An 18,734-nucleotide genomic window follows, 5' to 3' on the forward strand; every position below is an offset into this window, starting at 1 on the left:
ATGCTTAGCGATTTCCGTAACCGTTTGCGCAAACAGGCAGTCACCCCCGAGGCATCGACGCCGTCGAAGCAGGGTGGCGGCGCGAAGGACCCGGCAGAGGCACTGATGGCGTGGGAACATTTGGCACCGGATGTCCTGTTTGAAACGAAAAGCCAGGTCACATCGGTGGAAGCCGAGTGGCGGGAGAGGACCTATCAGCAACTGCTCAAGGTCATGGACCTGTCCTTGCTCGACTCGCTCGAGCAGGCCGAGGCCGTGCGGCAGATCCGCGATATCTGCCAGCGTCTGCTCGATGAGCATTCGGCGCCGGTAAGCTCTGCCAGCCGCCAGTTGATCATCAAGCAGATCACCGACGAAGTGCTTGGCCTTGGCCCGTTGGAGCCGCTGCTGGCCGACCATACGGTGTCCGACATTCTGGTCAACGGGCATGACTCGGTATACGTCGAACGGTTCGGCAAGTTGCAGCGCACCGATGTGCGTTTTCGCGATGATCAGCACCTGCTGAATATCATCGACCGCATCGTCTCCAGCCTCGGCCGGCGTATCGACGAGTCTTCGCCGTTGGTAGATGCGCGGCTCAAGGATGGTTCACGGGTCAATGCGATCATCCCGCCGCTTGCCATCGACGGGCCAAGTATCTCGATACGCCGCTTTGCGGTGGACCTGCTCAATGTCGACAGCCTGATCCAGGCGGGCGCCCTGACCCCGGCCATCGCGTTGCTGCTCAAGGCGATCGTGCGGGGCCGGCTGAACGTGCTGATCTCCGGCGGCACCGGCTGCGGCAAGACCACCATGCTCAATGTGCTGTCCAGTTTCATTCCGCATAACGAGCGCATCGTCACCATCGAGGACTCGGCCGAACTGCAACTGCAGCAGCCGCATGTGGTGCGCCTGGAAACACGACCGGCGAATATCGAGGGGCGCGGGGAGGTGGGCCAGCGTGAGCTGGTGCGCAACAGCCTGCGGATGCGCCCCGACCGTATCGTGATCGGTGAGGTGCGCGGCGCCGAGGCGCTAGACATGCTGACGGCAATGAACACCGGCCACGATGGCTCGCTGACCACGATCCACGCCAATACCGCGCGCGATGCGTTGGGCCGGGTTGAGAACATGGTCTTGATGTCTGGTGCCACGTTCCCGATCAAGGCCATGCGTCAACAGATCGCATCGGCCATCGATGTGGTGATCCAGCTGGAGCGGCAGGAAGACGGCAAGCGGCGGTTGGTCAGTGTGCAGGAGATCAACGGCATGGAGGGCGAAATCATCACCATGACCGAGATATTCTCGTTCGTCCGCAATGGCCTGGGCGAACAGGGCCAGGTGCTTGGTGACTTCCGGCCAAGTGGTATGGTCCCTGCCTTTCGCGATTCTTTGGCCAAGCGCGGGATCGAGTTGCCGCTGACTATGTTCAGACCGGAATGGATGGAGGTTGGTCAGCCATGAGCCAAATACCTGGTGAGTTCATCCTGATATTTCTTGGCATGGTGTTCGTTGCCGTGTTTCTCCTCAGCCAAGGGTTGGTGGTGCCAGTATTCGGCGAGGCGGGTAAGGTACGCAAACGTATCCGTAGCCGATTGGTGATTCTGGAGCGGGCAAGCCATCTGCCGAACATGCAGACCGTGTTGCGGCAGAAATACCTGACACGTTTGTCGCCACTGGAGGCGTGGCTCGAACAATTGCCCTTCATGGCGACGCTGACGCAGTTGATCGAGCAGGCCGGGCATGATTATCGGGCCTATCGGGTACTACTGATGGGGCTCGTGCTTGCAGCGGCTGCCGGGATGCTGGCCTGGCTGTTCTTTCCTTACTGGTGGTTGGCGCTGGCGGCAGCGTTCGTGGCGTTATGGCTGCCGCTGCTGAAAATTATCCATGACCGTGGCATTCGTTTCGCCAGATTCGAGGAGGGTTTGCCGGATGCGCTGGAAGCCATGTGCCGGGCATTGCGCGCTGGGCATCCCTTCAATGAAACCCTGCGCCTGGTGGCAGAGGAGCACAAGGGACCGGTGGCGCATGAATTCGGCCTGACCTTCGCCGATATCAACTACGGTAACGATGTGCGCCGGGCCATGCTTGGCCTGCTGGAACGGGTGCCGAGTATGACGGTGATGATGATGGTTACTTCGATCCTCATTCACCGCGAGACTGGCGGCAACTTGACCGAAGTGCTGGAGCGTTTGAGTAGCCTGATCCGGGGGCGTTTTCGCTTTCAGCGCAAGGTCAAGACTATGTCGGCCGAAGGGCGAATGTCGGCTTGGGTGTTGGTGGCCGTACCCTTTGTGCTGGCGGCGGGGATCATGCTCACTAGCCCCAAGTATTTGCCAGCGCTGGTCAACGATCCTTTCGGCCAAAAACTTATCATGGCGGCTTTCGGAGCCATGCTGGCCGGGATCCTCTGGATTCGCAAAATCATCCGAATCCAGGTTTAAGCAGTTCTCGCAACGGGGGCGTCGGTCATGGATTATTTGCTCGGTTTATTGAGTCGGGTGACGGACAATGAGGCACTGACACGCCTCCTGATCGTCGGTGCGATCGGGATGAGCACGGTCATTGCGGTTATTACCGTGACGTTGCTGGTGCTGGGGCTGCAGAGCCCACTGCAACGCCGTCTTGCATTGATCAAGCGTGACCACTCCAGCGCCGCGGCCGGTCGGGAGCCGCCAGGAAGCCTGCAGCTTCTACTGGAGCGTGTAGGTCGGCGCGTTACCCCGTCTACGGAGGGGCAAGTGTCAGCCACCCGAGCCCTGTTGACCCATGCTGGATACGGCTCGGCTTCAGCGGTACAGGTGTACTGGGCGGTGCGTTTGCTGCTGCCGTTGATGCTGATGGGTATCTCGTTGTTGATACTGCCGCTGGTTCCCAATTTTTCCCCGCTCAAGATCATGGGACTGGTAGCCATGGGCGCTGCCGTCGGATGGCTGCTGCCGGCCGTGTACATCGACAAGCGCAAGAATGCTCGGCAGGGCCGGTTGCGCGCGGCCTTTCCTGATGCCCTGGACTTGATGGTGGTTTGCGTGGAATCGGGCCTGGCGTTGCCCCAGGCTATCGAACGAGTGGCCGAAGAAATGGCGGTCAGCCAAGCCGAACTGGCCGAGGAGCTGGCGTTGGTCAATGTGCAGATCCGCGCCGGCATTTCCAGTACCGAAGCGCTCAGGCAACTGGCAGATCGCACTGGCCTGGAAGACATCCAGGGCCTGGTCAGCCTGTTGGCCCAAAGCATCCGCTTCGGCACCAGTGTAGCGGCTACCTTGCGCATCTATGCCGAGGAGTTTCGTGACCGGCGCATGCAGGCCGCAGAAGAAATGGGCGCGAAAATCGGAACGAAGCTGGTTTTTCCGCTAATTTTCTGTTTGTGGCCAAGCTTTTTTCTGGTTGCCATCGGCCCGGTGATCATCGGGATACTTAGAACGTTCGGGAATCCATGACATGAACAGGATCAGTTTGCTGTTGACCGTGATAGCCGTGCTTTCGGGGTGCCAGAGCACTGGGCCTGACCTGAATGGGGTGCGTTCTGTCTACTCCGGTGGCAATTCGGTGCTCTACCAGGTGCAGTCGCAGAGCAACTCGCCCGACCAGGCAATGCAGATGGCCGCGATGGCTTACCAGGCCGGTGACCTGGACCAGGCACTGTACCAGTACCTGCGCGTCCTCGAGCTGGCGCCCGAACGTTATGAGGCCTTGGTCTGGGTTGGCCGTATCCACCGCGAACGGGGCAATAACCAGCTTGCCGAGATGGCTTTCACCGAGGTACTGGGCAAGGCGCCGGAAAACCCTGATGCGCTGACTGAAATGGGCCTGCTGAACCTGTCCATGCGTAAACATGAGCAGGCCAAGGTGATGCTTTTGAAGGCAGTTGCCGTGGATCAGAAACGCTTCGTCAAGGACGCGGCCAACACCCAGACAGGGGCGGCTGCGCTCAGGGTCGACAGCAAGTCACCGCTCAAGGCGTACAACGGGCTGGGGGTGCTCGCGGATCTGGCCGACAACTTCGCCGAGGCGCAGACCTACTACCGCCTGGCCGAGCTCATCGATCCACGTTCGGCGTTGGTGCAGAACAGCCTGGGGTATTCCTACTATATGGCCGGGCAATGGGCCGATGCCGAGCTCCGGTACAAGCGTGGTGTGAGCTACGACGGCACCTACAAACCGCTTTGGCGCAACTATGGGTTGCTGCTGGCTCGCATGGGGCGCTATGAGGAGGCGGTATCTGCCTTCGAACAGGTCGAAAAGCGTGCCGAGGCCAGCAATGATGTCGGCTATGTCTGCCTGGTGGAAGGCAAGCTGGATGTGGCCGAGCAGTTTTTCCGCAGCGCGATCGAGTTGTCGCCGGGGCACTACCCCGTCGCCTGGGAAAACCTGAACAGGGTCCAGCAGATTCGGCAAATCCGCCAGCTGGGCGGCGATGTAGCGATGCCCGAGCCGGTTGCAGTTGGCCCGGCCGTGCAGGTGACAACCGCGTCGGCGCCTTGATGGGGTTCAGCGGGCAAGCGCTGATGCCTGTCAGATAGCGTAAACGGGGCTGCTACGCAGCCCGTCGCCGGCAAGCCGGCTCCCACAGGTACCGCGCAGAATTCAGGAGTTGGGCGATCCCTGTGGGAGATTGCCCAGCCCTTTTGGGCTGCGCTGTCGCGCAGAGAACAAATTTCGCTCGTCTGACGCGTCCTTTGTAGGAGCAGCCTTGTGCTGCGAAGAGGCCGGTACTGACAATGCCTGTCTGTTGCTTGTACCGGCCTCTTCGCAGCACAAGGCTGCTCCTACAGAACCTCGCCGAACCAATGAGTCAGGTGTTGTTCTACGAGAGCTGGCTTGCCGGCGATGGGCCGCAAAGCGGCCCCCAATTGGTCCACTTCACCTGTGGGTGAGCGGTGCTTCAATAGCCAACGCTGCTTGCCCCAACGGATGCGTACTGGCATCAAAGAAGTGCAGCACTGTCCCTGGCATATCCCCGAACCTGTCGACAAAATGCTGCTTCTGGTTGATCACCGATGCCTCGCTCAATGGCCGTATGGCAATCGACAGATGCTTCGGCCGGGCCTGTCGGATGGCTTCGAGCAGATGCTGGTCACTGCTGTCCAGGTGCAGCCCGAACAGGCATAGCCCTTGGCTTTCCCGCGCCAGTTGCCCCAGGCACCAGCCCAGGTAGTCAGAGTTGCGGATGGCGCGCAGCTTCTCGTCGCTGCGGTCTTCGTTGACGAACAGCGGCACTTCGCCCGGGATGTTAACGGCAAAACCATCGAGCAGTTCGGCGCTGTCGGCGCTGCGTTGGCGGGTGGTGCCGTCGGGCAGCTTGAGCAGGTGCAGGCCGCCATGCAGGTGCAGCACCCGCGTGCCTTTGACGTTGGTGCGGCGCACGTCGAAGAAGCCTTGCTCGTCGAACAGTTCGGCGAAGCCGTGCGGTGCGTGTAGCACGGCCCACGGTAGCAGCAGGTCGTAGTTGCTGGTGTAGACGCTGCGGTAGCCGCGCAGCGCCTGGTTGAGGGTTGCCAGGGTCGTGGCCGGCATGAGTGGCCACGGCAGGTGCACCGTGCGTACTGCGTGGATCAGCGCTTCCTTGATCGAGTAGTAGCGGTTCAGCGGCGCGGTGGAGTTGATGGCCAGCGCGGCGTTGGTGCGCACGGTGGTGTTGAGGGCGCTGAGCACCGGCTCGAACAGTTCCGTACCCAGTGACTTGAACAGTGCCTGGTCGCTGACGGCCAGGCCTTTCTTGCGCCCGGCACGTTGCGCTTCCTCGAACAGCGAGAAGTAGCCGAACGGCTTCCACAGCACGCGGCTGGCGCCGTTGCCCAGCAGCAGGGCGTCGCAAGGGTGGCGGGCGGCGAGTTCCGGCCAGGGGGTGAGGGTGGCGTCTAGTGCGGGCATGCTGGGGTCCGTTGGGTGGAGCGGGAACGGGGGCGACTTTAGCATGTCATGCAAAGTGTGCGAGGGTTGGTGTCCAGGCAACTGCTTTGTGCAGCCTGTACTGGCCCTATCGCCGGCAAGCCAGCTCCCACGGTTCGCCACAGGCCTTGAGAGCAGTGCAGTACCTGTGGGAGCCGGCTTGCTGGCGATATGGCCAGTAGCAACGACGCAATGCTTCAACCTTGTTCAGCCCGTTGCTCAACGCGACTCCTGTTACGCCAAACCCGATAGGCGCGAATGCCCGCCCGCACCGAGCCGAACAGCAGTTTGTCTTCCATCTCCCGGGCCATCCCCGAGCGCACCAGCATGCGCAGGAAGGTGCCGCGAGCGCGGGCGATGGCAAAGAAGATGCCCTGCGCGGCCAGGGTGTCGCGCACTTCGCGCAGGGCGGCGATGCCGCTGACGTCGATGCTGGTTACCGCTTCGGCATCGAACAGCACGGCCCTGGGCCGTTCCTGGCTCTGCACCGCTTCGAGCAGGCGCATCTTGAAGTAGTCGGCGTTGAAGAACAGGATCGCGTCGTCGAAGCGGTACACCACAAGGCCTGGCACGGTGCGGGCATCCTTGTGTTTGCGGATGTCCACCTGGCCTTCGGTGCCGGGCAGCCAGCCAAGCACCGCGTCGGTGGGCTGATAGATGCTGTACAGCAGGCGCAGGATCGCCAGGGTCACGGCAAACACGATGCCGGGAAGCACGCCCAGGCTCAGCACACCGACCGTGGTCAGCAGGCACAGCCAGAACTCGAAGCGGCTCAGGCGGCGGATATGCTTCAGCGACTTGATGTCGATCAGCCCCCAGCCTGCCATCAGCAGCACGGCACCCAGCGCGGCCTGCGGGATCCACGCCATCGGCGCGGTGAAGAACAGCAGGATCAGGGCGATGACCAGTGCTGCGATGATGCCCACCAGTTGGCTCTTGCCACCGACCATGTCGTTGACCGCAGTGCGCGAGTCTGCACCGCTGATGGCAAAGCCCTGGGAAACCCCGGCAGCCAGATTGCTTACGCCCAGGGCGACGAATTCGTGGTTGGCGTTGATCGCGTAGCCGTGCCGGGCGGCAAAGCTGCGTGCGGTGAGCATGGCGCTGCAGAAGCTGACGGTGGCGATACCCAGGGCGTCGCGCAGCAGGCTTTTCATTTCTGCCAGGTTACTGTGTGGCCAGGCCAGCTGCGGGATGCCGGCAGGTACCGGGCCGAGAATGGCGACGCCAAAGCGGTCGAGGCCGAGCAGGCCGACCAGCAGCATGAACAGCGCCACTACAGTTAGCGCCGCAGGCAGATGGGGGTAGCGTCGTGGCAGCCAGATCAGCAGGCCCAGTGCGGCGATGCCGATGAGCAGCGTCACCCAGTGGATTTCGCCTAGGCGCTGGAAGAAGTTGATCAGGCTGAGGATGAAACCGTCGCCCTCGATCTTGAACCCCACCACCTTGGACAACTGCCCGGCGATCAGGCTCAGGCCGATACCGTTGAGATAGCCGATCAGGATCGGCCGCGAGAAGAAGCTGGCGATGAACCCGGCCCGGGCCACCCCGGCCGCGATCAGCATTACCCCGACCAGCAAGGTGACGATCACCGACAGCTCGGCAATCCGGTGCGGTTCGCCCATGGCCAACGGCGCCACGGCGCCGGCGATCATCGCGCAAGTGGCGGCGTCTGGGCCGACCATCAGCTGGCGCGAGCTTCCGATCAGGGCATAGACCATCATCGGCAGCACACAGGCATACAGGCCGTACTGCGGCGGTAGGCCGACGATCTGCGCGTAGGCGATGGCAATGGGAATCTGGATCGCCGCCACCGAGAGGCCGGCCTGCAGGTCGGCGTGGAACCACTCGCGGCGGTAGTGCAGCAGGTTGGCAAGGCCCGGTAGCCAGCGGGAGATAAACATGCGTCGTCCTTTCGAAATGCTTCACGAATCCATCCACGCATTGAAGCGGATCGGCAGGCAAATGGCCATGGGGCAGGTCAAAGGGAGGGGGGAGAAACGAAAAAAGGAGCCTGGGCTCCTTTTGACAGCGATGACGTTGCTGGAACGCCATGCGGGAATGCGATGTGGAGCGGGTAGAGGGAATCGAACCCTCAACTAAAGCTTGGGAAGCTTTCGTTTTACCACTAAACTATACCCGCGTTTGCGCAGCACTTTTTACCAGAACCCTCAACGAATTAGAAGCCCAAGTTATTAAAAAGCTTGTCGGCGCCCCATGGTTTGCGGGTTTGAGCCACAGGACGCCGAGTTGCTCAGATGGCCAATGCATGCTGCTCCTGTTTTACAGGCTGGTAACGTTGACGAGGTTCACGCACGGTTGGCTTCAGGAACCCCAGCATGACACTGCGAGTGTCCTCGCAAGCGGCCTTGTGTTCCATATCCAGGAAGTGGCCTGCATCGCGGATCACGCTGAAGTGGCTGCGTCCCACGTGCTTGCTGAACTGCCGCGCATCTTCGACCGTGGTGTACTCGTCGCGGTCACCATTGATGAAAAGTACCGGGATGTCGATATTGCGTGCACCATCCAGCGCCCGCCCCAGGTCATGTTGCAGCACCTCGTTGATGTGGAAGTGCATCTGCGCATACTCGTGGCTGTCCAGGCTGCTGACATGGCGGTAGTTGAAGCGCTTGAACAGTGACGGCAGGTGCTTGCCGATGGTGTCGTTGATCAGGTTGCCGACCTGATAACGGTCGCAGGCGGCCAGGTACTGGCAACCACGGTCCAGGTAGTCGCGCATCGGTTCGTTGATCACCGGTGAGAACGAACTCACCACTGCCTTCTTCACGCCCCGCGGCTGGTGCGCCAGCGCCAGCAGCGTACTTGCGCCACCCCACGAGAACGACATCACGTGGTCTGCCTGGAAGTGCTCGATCAGCTCGAGGAGAATATGCGCTTCGGTCTCCTTGCTGATAAAGCGTTCCTGGCGATTGTGCGGCTTGGATTTGCCCGCGTATGGCTGGTCGAACAGTACAACGTTGAACTGCGGGTGCAGGTTACGTACCGTCTGGGCGAACGAGGCCGTGGTGGCAAGCGAGCCATTGATCAGGATGATCGTATTCTCGGCCGCATCCGCGCGATAGAACTCCGTGTAAACCCGATACTGACCTTGGATATCAAGTACAGCGATTTCTGGCCTCATGTCATCGACTCCTGGCGCAAAAAGGGTATTCGCGTCACCTAGGGTGCACGTTCTTTATGACAGGTAGGCATTTGCCTGAAGAGAAACCGGGGGGCCCTGTGTCGATCCTTGGCACGTGCGTCGACGGTATTGTTTTTGGCGGGCAATTCGCCGTGCCCCAAGGCATCGAGGCCTTGGGTGGCCGGCAAAAAGTGTCTGCGACTGCGGTCGTGACTTGGTAGTCACATGCAGACTGACGATTTGGATTCAAGCAGTGGGTCGGGAATCCCGCAAGTGCCGTTCGGGGGAAAATGTGACTTTTGTCGCTGAGCGGTCGTATGACGACCCTGATCTGTCTGGTCCGGCCCTTTCCACGTTTCGAGTCAGGCTTTGCGTGCTACGCGGCCCCTGTGGGAGCGGGCGAGCCCGCGAAGAGGCCGGAACAGCCAACCTAGACCGTCGCTATTTCATCCGCCGTCAGCTCACGAAACGCCCCTGGCGCCAACCCCGGGTCCAGCCGGATCGCCCCCATGCTCTCCCGATGCAACCCCACCACCTTGTTGTCGAAATGGCCGAACATGCGCTTCACCTGGTGATAGCGCCCTTCGACGATCGACAGCCGTGCCTGGCGCGGCCCGAGGATGTCCAGCTGGGCGGGCAGGGTGGTGAGGTCTTCGAAAGCGAAGTAGAAGCCCTCGAGGAACTTGGCCACATAGTGCTCGCCAATCTCGTCCTCGGTTTGCACCAGGTAGTGCTTGGGCAGCTTGGTCGCGGGCTGGGTAAGCCGGCGTGACCATTGGCCATCGTTGGTCAGGATCATCAAGCCCGTGGTGTTGAAGTCCAGGCGCCCGGCAATATGCAGGTCCTCACGCAAACCGGCTGGCAGCAAGTCGAGCACGGTGCGGTGTTGCGGGTCCTGGGTGGCGCTGACGCAGCCTGCGGGCTTGTGCAACATCAGGTAGCGTGCCGGGCGGCCAGCCTGCAGCAGTTGGTCGTCCAGCTCCACGCGGCTGAATTCGCGCACTTCGGCCAGTGGGTCGCTGACCACTTGGCCATCCACCCGCACGCGGCGTTGCGCCAGCATCAGACGGACTTGCTGGCGGTTGTGGCTGGGCAGGTTGGCGAGGAAACGGTCGAGGCGCATGGCAAACGGTCAGTCGGAAGCGGGGGAGCGAAGTTGTTCTTCGACGGCGGCGCAGCGCGGGCACAGGCAGGCTTTGTCGCGCAGCTCGGCGGGCAGGGCCTTGAGCACGGCAGGGTCGATGGTCACGCTGTAACACCAGCAGGCCTGGGTGGCCCGGCGCGGATCGGCCAAGCTGCACTGGTTGAGGGCGCCACAAGCGGGGCAGTGCTGGTTGTCGGGCATGGCTGCCGCTCACCTGTATCAAATTGTTGCAGAAATGGCACTGCACCTTGGCGGCACTGTCTTATTCAACGTCGATGATCGCATTTCGCATCGATGCTCGCCAGCGCCGCTGTTCGGGCACTCCAGCGGTCCAGGAGGCCGCCATGTCCTATCGAATCCTGTTGATCGCCCTGCTGGGGCTGATGACTTCCGCCTGCGTTCCGTACTACGAGAGCGGGGGCTATTACCGATCGGACCACTACTACTCCGACCGTTATGTGTCACCGGATTATTACCGCTATGACCGCTATTACGTAGCGCCGCAGCCCCGTTATTACTATCAGCCTGCGCCACGCTACTACTACCGCTCGGCGCCCGCGCCTCACTACCGGTCTCATCCGCAGCCGGGGATGAAGCAATGGTATGGCAACCCACGAAACGACTATGGCAACCGCCAGCGGTATGACTATGGGCGCGACCGGGACCGTCATGATTATCGCGGTGGCAGCCAGCGCTACCAGCAGAATGACCGTTGGCACTCTAGCGGGCGGGGGGATAGTGACCGACGCGGGGACGGGCGGCGTGGGCACGGGCAAGGGGGGAACTGGCAGCGGTAGGTGAATTGAAAACCGGGGGCGCGTTGCGCCCCTTTCGCGACGCAAGGCCGCTCCCACAGGTACGGCGCAGCATTGGAAACCATCGCTGTACCTGTGGGAGCGGCCTTGTGTCGCGATGGGCTGCAATGCAGCCCCAACTTCTCGAAGCTACCCGAGATCCGCCAGCGGATGCCGCCCCTCCCACACCTTGGCAAAATGCGCCTCCACCACCGCCGCCGGCACTTGCGCCACATCGGGCCAGTGCCAGTGCGGCTGGTTGTCCTTGTCCAGCAAGCGCGCACGCACGCCTTCGCTGAATTCCGGGTGGCGGCAGCAGTTCAGGCTCATGCTGTATTCCATCTGAAACACCTGCGCCAACGACAGCTGCCGTGCCCGGCGGATCTGTTCCCACACCAGGTGTGCGGTCAGCGGGCAACCTTCATGCAACCGTTGGCCGGCATCTGCCAGCAGCGGGTCGTCGTGGTGCTTGAGCCCCTCCAGCGCACGCCAGGCGGCTGCTGCGTCGGCCACGTCGAGCAACTGATCGATTACCTGTCGCCGCGGCAGCCACTGGGCCTGGGGCAACTCGGCGCAGGCGCGGTGCTGTTCGGCCTTGAGCAGGCTGTTCAGTTGCAGGGTAGTTTGTTCCTGCCAGTTCAGCTGCAGCAGTTCCTCGATCAGCGCCTCTTGCTGGTGCTCACCCAGAAAGCGGTCGGCCAGGCCCAGGTCCAGGGCGTCGTGGGCATTGATCGGCGCGCCTGTCAGGCCGAGGAACAACCCCAGCTTGCCCGGCAGGCGGGCAAGGAACCAGCTGGCGCCCACGTCCGGGTACAGGCCGATGCTGATTTCCGGCATGGCCAGCCGACTGCTGGGGGTGACAATACGCACATTGGCGCCCTGCAGCAGGCCCATGCCACCACCCAGCACATGCCCGTGCCCCCAGCACAGCAAGGGCTTGGGATAGGTGTGCAGGGCAAAGTCCAGGCGGTATTCGGCGGCGAAGAAGGTGGCGGCCAGCGGGGGCACGCTACCAGGGTGGTCGCGGCAGGCTTGTACCAGCGCACGCACATCACCGCCGGCACAGAAGGCCTTGGCACCGTTGCCGCGCAGCAGCACGCAGACGATTCCCGGGTCGCGAGCCCAGGCGTGCAACTGTTCGCCCAATACCTCGATCATCGGCAGGCTCAGCGCATTGAGCGCCTTGGGCGCATCCAGGGTGGCGATGCCGATGCGGGCGCCATCGGCGCCGGTGAGTACCTCGCAATGAATGGCCATGGACTACCTCGCGCAAGTCATCGCCCAAGTATGGCTTGCCTGGCCGAACATGCCGGTCGTCGGTCGGATCGTTTGACAAGCGGGAAGGGCTTACCTAGTGTCGCGCCATTGTTTATGGAAGGCCCCATGACTGACGACGATCGCATCAAACTCGAACCCAGCTGGAAGGCCGCCTTGCGCGCGGAATTCGACCAGCCCTACATGCATCAGTTGCGCGAGTTCCTGCGCAGCGAGTACGCCGCCGGCAAAGAGATCTACCCGCCAGGGCCGTTGATCTTCAACGCGCTCAACTCGACGCCGCTGGAGCAGGTGAAGGTGGTCATCCTTGGCCAGGACCCTTACCACGGGCCGGGTCAGGCGCATGGCCTGTGCTTCTCGGTGCAACCGGGCGTGGCCACGCCACCTTCGCTGGTCAACATCTACAAGGAGCTGCAGCGCGACCTGAACATCCCGATTGCCAGTCATGGCTACCTGCAGAGCTGGGCCGAGCAGGGCGTGCTTTTGCTCAACACGACCATGACCGTGGAGCGTGCCAATGCCGCGTCGCATGCCAAGAAGGGCTGGGAGTTCTTTACCGACCGGATCATCCAGGTGGTTAGCGAGCAGTGCCCGAACGTGGTGTTCCTGCTGTGGGGCTCGCATGCGCAAAGCAAGCAGAAGCTGATCGACGGGACCAAGCACCTGGTGCTGAAATCGGTGCATCCATCACCGTTGTCGGCTTACCGTGGGTTCCTGGGGTGCGGGCATTTCAGCCGGGCCAACAGTTTCCTCCAGCAGCGCGGGCTGGCGCCGATCAACTGGGCATTGCCACCGCTGTGATCACCTGAAAGAACGCGTCGCCTGCTTCGCGGGCTTGCCCGCTCCCACAGGGATAGCACCTGCCTTGAGGGCGATGCAGTACCTGTGGGAGCGGGCAAGCCCGCGAAGCAGGCGACGCGATTATTCCGGGTTGGCGTTCCACACCCGGAACAACGGCTCTGCCAGAAACAGCACAAACAACAAGCGCATCACCTGCAGCGCCGTCACCAGCGGTACCGACAGCTGCAGGGTCTCCGCCGTCAGGCTCATCTCGGCAATTCCGCCCGGCATCATCCCCAATGTCAGCGAACGCAGATCCAGCGCGGTCATCATGCTCAGCACCCATGCGGCACTGCCGGCAATCGCCATGCACAACGCCGTGGCCACCAGGGTGCGGCAAAGGAACGACGGTGCGCGGCGGAAGAACGCGCGGTTGAAGTGGCAGGCCAGGCCGCTGCCGATCAACCACTGGCCGATCTGGCTGGCGCCATTGGGCAGGGTTATCTGCAGGTCGCCCGCCAGGCTCACGGTGGCTGCGACCAACAATGGCCCGAACAACCACGGGTTGGGCTGGCGCAAGCGCTGCCACAGCAGGGCGACGGCAACGCCCAGCGGTGCAGTCAGCGCCAGCCAGCCCCAGCTCACACTGCCGGTGTGATTCAGCGGTACCCCGTCACCCAGCAGGAACTTGAACAGCGCCGGCACGCACAGTACCACCGCCAGTACGCGCAGGCTTTGCGCCGCCGCCACCTGGCTGAGCACTGCGCCATTGCGGGCGCCAAGGTTGACCATCTCCCCCGAACCGCCCGGCATGCTGGCGAAGAACGCCGTGGCACGGTCTTCACCGGTGCGCCGCAGCAGCCATACGCTGATCACGCTGGACAAGGTGGTGAACAGCGCGCCGAAGAAGATCAGTGCGAAATGGCTGGCCACCTGCTCGATCACCGCCGGGGTGAAGTGCAGGCCAATGCCGATACCGATGATGCATTGCCCGCATTTGCGGCCATTGGGGATTTCCGGCAGCTGCCAGGGTGTCAGGCAGCGCACCAGGATGATCGCCAGCAACGAGCCGACCATCCACGGCAAAGGCCAGCCGACCTTGCTGGCGGCAAAACCGCCAGCAAGGCCGACCAGCCCGGTCGCGACAAACAACGGCAACGAGCGATCAGGCATCGGCCATCGCCCGGCGCTGCAGGCTGCGTTTGCGCCAGATGCGCAGCAGCGGCAGGGTCAGCATGCAAATGGTCAGTACCCATACCGACATGCTGATCGGGCTCGACCAGAGGATGCCCAGTTCGCCGTTGGAGATCGACAGCGCCCGGCGCAGGTTCTGCTCCATCAACCCACCGAGGATGAAACCGAGCAGGATCGGCGACAGCGGGAAGTCCAGCTTGCGCAGGATATAGCCCATGATGCCGATACCGACCATCAGGAACAGGTCGAAGGTAGTGGCATGCACGGCGTAAACGCCGATCGCGGTGATGATGGCGATCACCGGTACCAGCGCCCAGTTTGGCACGGCGAGGATGCGGGTGAAGATGCGGATCATCGGGATGTTGAGGATCACCAGCATGATGTTGGCGACGAACAGCGAGGCGATCAGGCCCCAGACGATGTCTGGCTGCTGTTCGAACAACAGCGGGCCTGGGGTGATGTTGTACAAGGTCAGCGCGCCGATCATCACCGCGGTGGTGCCCGAGCCAGGTACGCCCAGGGTCAGCATCGGTACCAGGGCGCCACAGCAGGAGGCGCCGATGGCGGTTTCCGGTGCGGCCAGGCCGCGGGCGTCGCCCTTGCCGAACTTGCCCTTGTCGCCCGCCAGGCGTTTTTCGGTCATGTAGGCCACGGCGCTCGCCAGTGTTGCACCGGCACCAGGCAGCACACCCATGATGAAGCCAAGCAAGCCGCAGCGGATATTGACCACGAACACCGAGGCCGCTTCCTTGAAGTTGAACAGCATGCGGCCGGTGGCTTTGACTGCCTGGTGGCCATGGTGGGTCTTTTCCAGCAGCAGGAGGATTTCGCTGATGGAGAACAGGCCCAGCACCAGTACCACGAACTGGATGCCGTCGGCCAGGTGCACGCTGTCGCCGGTGAAGCGGTACACGCCACTGTTGGCATCGATGCCGACTGCCGACAGGAACAGGCCGATCAAAGCGGCAATGAAGGTTTTCAGCGGCTTGTCGCCGGCCATGCCGCCGAGGGCGACGATGGCGAACACCATCAGCACGAAGTACTCCGCCGGGCCGAAGGCGATTGCCCATTTCGCCAGCAGCGGTGCGAACAGCACCATGCCGCAGGTGGCGATCAGCGCACCGATGAACGAACTCCAGGCCGACAGCGACAGCGCTACGCCAGCCAGACCATTGCGGGCCATCGGGTAGCCATCGAGAGTGGTCATCACGGTCGAGGCTTCGCCGGGGATGTTCAGCAGGATCGAACTGATGCGTCCGCCGTACTCGCAGCCCAGGTACACCGCTGCCAGCAGGATCAGCGCCGATTCCGGCGGCAGGCCGAGGGCGAAGGCGATGGGGATCAGCAAGGCCACGCCGTTGATCGGGCCCAGGCCCGGCAGCAGGCCGACCACGGTACCGATCAGCGTGCCGGTGAGGGCGGTGACCAGGTTGTAAGGGGACAGGGCGACGCCGAAGCCCTGGCCCAGGTAGCTCAAGGTATCCATGTGTCAGTTCTCCAGTACGCTCAGCAGGCCAAGGGGCAGGGGCACGTCCATCACGCGGTCGAACAGCCAGTAGAGAAACAGGCTCATGCCCGCCACCACGATGGCGCTGTGCAGCCAGCGGCCGCCGTACAGGCGGGCCATGGGCACGCCGACCAGGATGGCGCTGAGGATGAAGCCCAGGGCTTCGAAGGTGCTGGCGAACACGATCAGCAGGCCGACGCAGGCGGCGATCTTGATCAGGGTCTCGCGGTCCAGTTCCGGTTCGTCGTCCTTGCGCACGATGGGGGTGGGACGGAACACCAGGTACAGCAGGCCCAGGCCGAGCAGGCCGAGCGTCAACAGCGGGTAGGCGCGCGGGCCCACCGGTTCATAGGAAAACGCCGCCTGGTAAGGCCAGGCCATCACGGCCAGGGCGGCGCACACCGCCAGCAGGGCCAGGGCGAAGATGCGTTGCAGGATCATGAAGGAATCCTCGTTGTTCATCGGCAAGACGCAGATCCTTTGTAGGAGCGGCCTTGTGTCGCGATGGGTCGCAAGGCGGCCCCAGGATTTCAGCATCGCTGCACAAATCGCTGGGGCTGCTTCGCAGCCCTTTCGCGACACAAGGCCGCTCCTACATGGAGCGAACGGCGTTGGCGTGTTACTGGATCAGGCCAAACTCCCTGGCCAGTGTCTTGTAGTCAGCCACTTGCTTCTTCACATAGCCGTCCAGCTCTGCACCGGTCATGGCGAACGGGAACAGTTCGCGCTGGTCACGCAACTTGGCGAAGTCTTCCGAAGCCAGCATCTTGTCGAATGACTGCTTCCACCAGGCGTATTCCTCGTCGCTCACCTTTGGCCCCAGGTAGAAGCCGCGTACCACTGGCCAGACGATGTCGTAACCCTGTTCCTTGGCGGTGGGGATGTCTTTCATCTCGGGCTCGTCCAGGCGCTTTTCCGAGAACACCGCGAGGATGCGCATGTTGCCGCTCTGAATGTGCGGCATGGAGTCGGAGATGTCGGTCGAGCCTACCTGGATATGCCCGCCCAGCAACGCCGTGGCGATCTCGCCGCCACCTTCCAGGGCGACGTAACGCAGGTCACGCGGGTTGATGCCGGCGGCCTTGGCAATCAGGGCGGTCTGCATCCAGTCCTGGCTGCCGACGGTACCGCCGGAGCCGATTACCACCTTGCTCGGGTCTTTCTTCAACGCTGCGACCAGGTCGTCGAGGGTCTTGTAGGGCGAGTCGCTTTTCACTGCGATGGCGCCATAGCTGGTGCCGACGGCGGCCAGCCATTTCACCGCGTTCTCGTCGAAGCGGCCGAACTTGCCCTGGGCCAGGTTCAGCAGCGAACCGCTGGACCAGGCCACCAGGGTGCCGGCATCGGCCGGGCGCTGGGCGACCACGGCGTTGTAGGCCACCGCACCGACACCGCCGGGCATGTAGGTGACGCGCATCGGCTTGGTGAGGATTTTTTCCTGCACCAGGGCGCTCTGCACCAGCTTGCAGGTCAGGTCGAAGCCGCCGCCGGGCGAGGCGGGAGCAATGCATTCGGGGCGTTTCGGTTCGGCAGCGAGGGCGTTGCCGGCCAACAGCAGGCAGCCGGTAGCGAGGACGAGGCGGCGCAGTGAGTAGGTCATCGTCTTTCTCCGTGAGCGTTGTTGTTATCAAGTTATCGCTATGGGGTTACCACAGCGCCACGCTGTAGCTCACCAGCAGCCGCACCTCGTCCGCGTCGCGGGCGAAGTTGGAGCGGAAGGTGGCGTTGCGCAGGCGCACGGCGACGTTCTTCAACGGGCCGCTTTGTACCACGTACTTCATCTCGGTATCGCGTTCCCACTCCTTGCCCTCGCCACCGGCGGCGCGGCTGACGTTGTCGCCGCTGATGTAGCGGGTCATGAAGGTCAGGCCGGGCACGCCGAGCGCGGCGAAGTTGTAGTCGTAGCGCGCCTGCCAGGAGCGTTCGTCGGCGCCTGCGAAGTCGTTGATCTGGACGAAGTTGACCAGGTACGGGTCGGCACCATCGACGTACGGGAAGGCGCTGTCGCCTGACAATTGCTGCCAGGCGGCGCTGACCTTGTGCCCGCCCAGGGCGTAGCTGAGCATGCCATTGAAGGTGGTGTTGTCGATGTTGCCGGCCTTGGCGGCGCCGGCGTCGTCACTCACGGCCAGGCGCAGGTCGGCGCCCAAGGTGCCGGGGCCCCATGGCTGGGTGGCGACCATGCCGATGAAGTGCTGGCGGTAGATATCGTCGAGCTGGGCAAAGTGGTAGCTGCCGGTGATGCGATCGGTGAACTGGTAGTCGAGGCCGGCCAGGTCCAGGTTGTCGGCGCTGAACGAGCCACCGAAGCGGCCGTTCTTGTTGTTCAGGGCCAGGTCTTCCCAGTTGGTGTCGTTGCGGTCCTTGGCCTTGTCCAGTCGGCCTCCGGTGAAGGTCAGGCCCTTGACCTCCTTCGAGGTGAGCAGGCCGCCTTCGAAGGTTTGCGGCAGGATGCGCCCATCGTTGGGCTGCAGGGTCGGCAGTTCGGGGATCAGAGTGCCGATCTTCAGTTCGGTCTGCGACACCTTCACCTTGCCGGTCAGGCCGAGCTTGGAGTACTCGTCGGCGGCCTTGCCGTCATCGTGCGTCGGCAGCAGGCCGGTGTCGGTGCGGTCGGGGCTGGAGTCGAGCTTGATGCCGAGCATGCCCAGCGCATCCAGGCCGAAGCCTACGGTGCCATCGGTGTAGCCAGACTCGAAGTTGAGCATGAAGCCCTGGGCCCACTCGTCGCGCTTGGATTGCTGTGCACTGGTGCCGTCGCGGAAATCGCGGTTGAAGTACATGTTGCGGGTTTCGAAGGTGGCCGTGCTGTCTTCGAAGAAGGCGGCCTGGCTCATCGGCGCGACACCGGCAAGCGCAAGGGCACTGACGATGGCGGAAGGGCGTGCGGCAAAGGAACGGGTAGGCGCGAACGCCTGTGGCTGCGATGACAGCATCACTGATGGCTCCGTTTATTGTTCTTATTCGTTGCACCTTGCTGGTGCTTTTTTTCGGCGCGTAGGGCGACCGTGGTGCGATGCTAGG

General features: G+C 62.7%; 17 protein-coding genes and 1 tRNA gene. 6 read left to right on the plus strand and 12 right to left on the minus strand.

Annotated features, from left to right (window positions below; all coding sequences use genetic code 11):
• From IMX18_RS02650 to IMX18_RS02665, 4 genes are read left to right on the plus strand one after another with little or no spacing between them, the layout of a single operon-like run.
• Nucleotides 1–1,443, plus strand: a complete 1,443-nt coding sequence (locus tag IMX18_RS02650) for a TadA family conjugal transfer-associated ATPase (protein WP_054573860.1) — start codon at nucleotides 1–3, stop codon at nucleotides 1,441–1,443.
• Nucleotides 1,440–2,426: a type II secretion system F family protein gene (locus IMX18_RS02655; protein WP_102083281.1), complete on the plus strand. Its 987-nt coding sequence runs from the start codon at nucleotides 1,440–1,442 to the stop codon at nucleotides 2,424–2,426. Before IMX18_RS02650 ends, IMX18_RS02655 begins: the two co-directional genes overlap by 4 nt.
• 27 nt (nucleotides 2,427–2,453) lie before the next feature.
• A complete protein-coding gene (locus tag IMX18_RS02660) occupies nucleotides 2,454–3,422 on the plus strand; it encodes a type II secretion system F family protein (protein ID WP_054573858.1) in 969 nt (322 codons plus the stop codon).
• 1 nt (nucleotide 3,423) lies between these two features.
• On the plus strand, nucleotides 3,424–4,467 hold the full coding sequence (locus IMX18_RS02665; RefSeq protein ID WP_217190080.1) for a tetratricopeptide repeat protein: 1,044 nt from the start codon (nucleotides 3,424–3,426) through the stop codon (nucleotides 4,465–4,467).
• A gap of 378 nt (nucleotides 4,468–4,845) precedes the next feature.
• Here IMX18_RS02665 and IMX18_RS02670 read toward each other — a convergent pair whose 3' ends face one another.
• The 6 genes from IMX18_RS02670 to IMX18_RS02695 all read right to left on the minus strand — a co-directional run bounded on the left by IMX18_RS02670 (nucleotide 4,846) and on the right by IMX18_RS02695 (nucleotide 10,361).
• Complete coding sequence (locus IMX18_RS02670) at nucleotides 4,846–5,856, minus strand: DUF4917 family protein (protein WP_100412751.1); 1,011 nt, start codon at nucleotides 5,854–5,856, stop codon at nucleotides 4,846–4,848.
• A 215-nt stretch (nucleotides 5,857–6,071) separates the two neighbouring features.
• Entirely contained in the window at nucleotides 6,072–7,778 is a 1,707-nt protein-coding gene (locus tag IMX18_RS02675) for a SulP family inorganic anion transporter (RefSeq protein ID WP_217190079.1), read from the minus strand.
• A 165-nt stretch (nucleotides 7,779–7,943) separates the two neighbouring features.
• Nucleotides 7,944–8,017: transfer RNA gene (locus IMX18_RS02680), tRNA-Gly, on the minus strand.
• A 111-nt stretch (nucleotides 8,018–8,128) separates the two neighbouring features.
• The gene (locus IMX18_RS02685; RefSeq protein ID WP_013974016.1) at nucleotides 8,129–9,016 is read right to left on the minus strand and encodes an alpha/beta fold hydrolase; all 888 of its coding nucleotides are present in this window, start codon (nucleotides 9,014–9,016) and stop codon (nucleotides 8,129–8,131) included.
• A gap of 430 nt (nucleotides 9,017–9,446) precedes the next feature.
• The gene (locus tag IMX18_RS02690) at nucleotides 9,447–10,139 is read right to left on the minus strand and encodes a pseudouridine synthase (RefSeq protein WP_015271612.1); all 693 of its coding nucleotides are present in this window, start codon (nucleotides 10,137–10,139) and stop codon (nucleotides 9,447–9,449) included.
• A gap of 9 nt (nucleotides 10,140–10,148) precedes the next feature.
• Nucleotides 10,149–10,361, minus strand: a complete 213-nt coding sequence (locus IMX18_RS02695) for a cysteine-rich CWC family protein (protein WP_039613741.1) — start codon at nucleotides 10,359–10,361, stop codon at nucleotides 10,149–10,151.
• A 143-nt stretch (nucleotides 10,362–10,504) separates the two neighbouring features.
• Between IMX18_RS02695 and IMX18_RS02700 the strand changes: the two genes are divergently transcribed.
• Complete coding sequence (locus IMX18_RS02700) at nucleotides 10,505–10,957, plus strand: lipoprotein (protein ID WP_015271610.1); 453 nt, start codon at nucleotides 10,505–10,507, stop codon at nucleotides 10,955–10,957.
• A gap of 147 nt (nucleotides 10,958–11,104) precedes the next feature.
• Here IMX18_RS02700 and IMX18_RS02705 read toward each other — a convergent pair whose 3' ends face one another.
• Entirely contained in the window at nucleotides 11,105–12,211 is a 1,107-nt protein-coding gene (locus IMX18_RS02705; protein ID WP_015271609.1) for an enoyl-CoA hydratase/isomerase family protein, read from the minus strand.
• A 126-nt stretch (nucleotides 12,212–12,337) separates the two neighbouring features.
• Here IMX18_RS02705 and ung point away from each other — a divergent pair, with 126 nt between their 5' ends.
• Nucleotides 12,338–13,030, plus strand: a complete 693-nt coding sequence (gene ung, locus IMX18_RS02710; protein ID WP_015271608.1) for a uracil-DNA glycosylase — start codon at nucleotides 12,338–12,340, stop codon at nucleotides 13,028–13,030.
• Between the two features lie 120 nt (nucleotides 13,031–13,150).
• On the opposite strand, the gene IMX18_RS02715 is transcribed toward ung, so the two are convergent.
• The 5 genes from IMX18_RS02715 to IMX18_RS02735 all read right to left on the minus strand — a co-directional run bounded on the left by IMX18_RS02715 (nucleotide 13,151) and on the right by IMX18_RS02735 (nucleotide 18,646).
• Nucleotides 13,151–14,182: an AbrB family transcriptional regulator gene (locus IMX18_RS02715; RefSeq protein ID WP_015271607.1), complete on the minus strand. Its 1,032-nt coding sequence runs from the start codon at nucleotides 14,180–14,182 to the stop codon at nucleotides 13,151–13,153.
• Nucleotides 14,175–15,689, minus strand: a complete 1,515-nt coding sequence (locus IMX18_RS02720; protein ID WP_013974009.1) for a tripartite tricarboxylate transporter permease — start codon at nucleotides 15,687–15,689, stop codon at nucleotides 14,175–14,177. Before IMX18_RS02720 ends, IMX18_RS02715 begins: the two co-directional genes overlap by 8 nt.
• Before the next feature lie 3 nt (nucleotides 15,690–15,692).
• Nucleotides 15,693–16,151 (minus strand): tripartite tricarboxylate transporter TctB family protein, encoded by a 459-nt coding sequence (locus IMX18_RS02725; RefSeq protein ID WP_015271606.1) that lies wholly within the window; start codon nucleotides 16,149–16,151, stop codon nucleotides 15,693–15,695.
• A 178-nt stretch (nucleotides 16,152–16,329) separates the two neighbouring features.
• On the minus strand, nucleotides 16,330–17,310 hold the full coding sequence (locus tag IMX18_RS02730) for a Bug family tripartite tricarboxylate transporter substrate binding protein (RefSeq protein WP_013974007.1): 981 nt from the start codon (nucleotides 17,308–17,310) through the stop codon (nucleotides 16,330–16,332).
• Between the two features lie 46 nt (nucleotides 17,311–17,356).
• On the minus strand, nucleotides 17,357–18,646 hold the full coding sequence (locus IMX18_RS02735) for an OprD family porin (protein ID WP_015271605.1): 1,290 nt from the start codon (nucleotides 18,644–18,646) through the stop codon (nucleotides 17,357–17,359).
• Nucleotides 18,647–18,734: the final 88 nt, after the last annotated feature.

Origin of the sequence: Pseudomonas shirazica (genome assembly GCF_015168335.1) — a bacterium.
GTDB classification, from domain to species: Bacteria; Pseudomonadota; Gammaproteobacteria; order Pseudomonadales; family Pseudomonadaceae; genus Aquipseudomonas; species Aquipseudomonas asiatica.

Bases quoted from the DNA above. Each gene is read 5' to 3' on its own strand.
- IMX18_RS02650 (WP_054573860.1), top strand. From the start codon at position 1: ATGCTTAGCGATTTCCGTAACCGTTTGCGCAAACAGGCAGTCACCCCC.
- IMX18_RS02655 (WP_102083281.1), top strand. From the start codon at position 1,440: ATGAGCCAAATACCTGGTGAGTTCATCCTGATATTTCTTGGCATGGTG.
- IMX18_RS02660 (WP_054573858.1), top strand. From the start codon at position 2,454: ATGGATTATTTGCTCGGTTTATTGAGTCGGGTGACGGACAATGAGGCA.
- IMX18_RS02665 (WP_217190080.1), top strand. From the start codon at position 3,424: ATGAACAGGATCAGTTTGCTGTTGACCGTGATAGCCGTGCTTTCGGGG.
- IMX18_RS02670 (WP_100412751.1), bottom strand. From the start codon at position 5,856: ATGCCCGCACTAGACGCCACCCTCACCCCCTGGCCGGAACTCGCCGCC.
- IMX18_RS02675 (WP_217190079.1), bottom strand. From the start codon at position 7,778: ATGTTTATCTCCCGCTGGCTACCGGGCCTTGCCAACCTGCTGCACTAC.
- IMX18_RS02685 (WP_013974016.1), bottom strand. From the start codon at position 9,016: ATGAGGCCAGAAATCGCTGTACTTGATATCCAAGGTCAGTATCGGGTT.
- IMX18_RS02690 (WP_015271612.1), bottom strand. From the start codon at position 10,139: ATGCGCCTCGACCGTTTCCTCGCCAACCTGCCCAGCCACAACCGCCAG.
- IMX18_RS02695 (WP_039613741.1), bottom strand. From the start codon at position 10,361: ATGCCCGACAACCAGCACTGCCCCGCTTGTGGCGCCCTCAACCAGTGC.
- IMX18_RS02700 (WP_015271610.1), top strand. From the start codon at position 10,505: ATGTCCTATCGAATCCTGTTGATCGCCCTGCTGGGGCTGATGACTTCC.
- IMX18_RS02705 (WP_015271609.1), bottom strand. From the start codon at position 12,211: ATGGCCATTCATTGCGAGGTACTCACCGGCGCCGATGGCGCCCGCATC.
- ung (WP_015271608.1), top strand. From the start codon at position 12,338: ATGACTGACGACGATCGCATCAAACTCGAACCCAGCTGGAAGGCCGCC.
- IMX18_RS02715 (WP_015271607.1), bottom strand. From the start codon at position 14,182: ATGCCTGATCGCTCGTTGCCGTTGTTTGTCGCGACCGGGCTGGTCGGC.
- IMX18_RS02720 (WP_013974009.1), bottom strand. From the start codon at position 15,689: ATGGATACCTTGAGCTACCTGGGCCAGGGCTTCGGCGTCGCCCTGTCC.
- IMX18_RS02725 (WP_015271606.1), bottom strand. From the start codon at position 16,151: ATGATCCTGCAACGCATCTTCGCCCTGGCCCTGCTGGCGGTGTGCGCC.
- IMX18_RS02730 (WP_013974007.1), bottom strand. From the start codon at position 17,310: ATGACCTACTCACTGCGCCGCCTCGTCCTCGCTACCGGCTGCCTGCTG.
- IMX18_RS02735 (WP_015271605.1), bottom strand. From the start codon at position 18,646: ATGCTGTCATCGCAGCCACAGGCGTTCGCGCCTACCCGTTCCTTTGCC.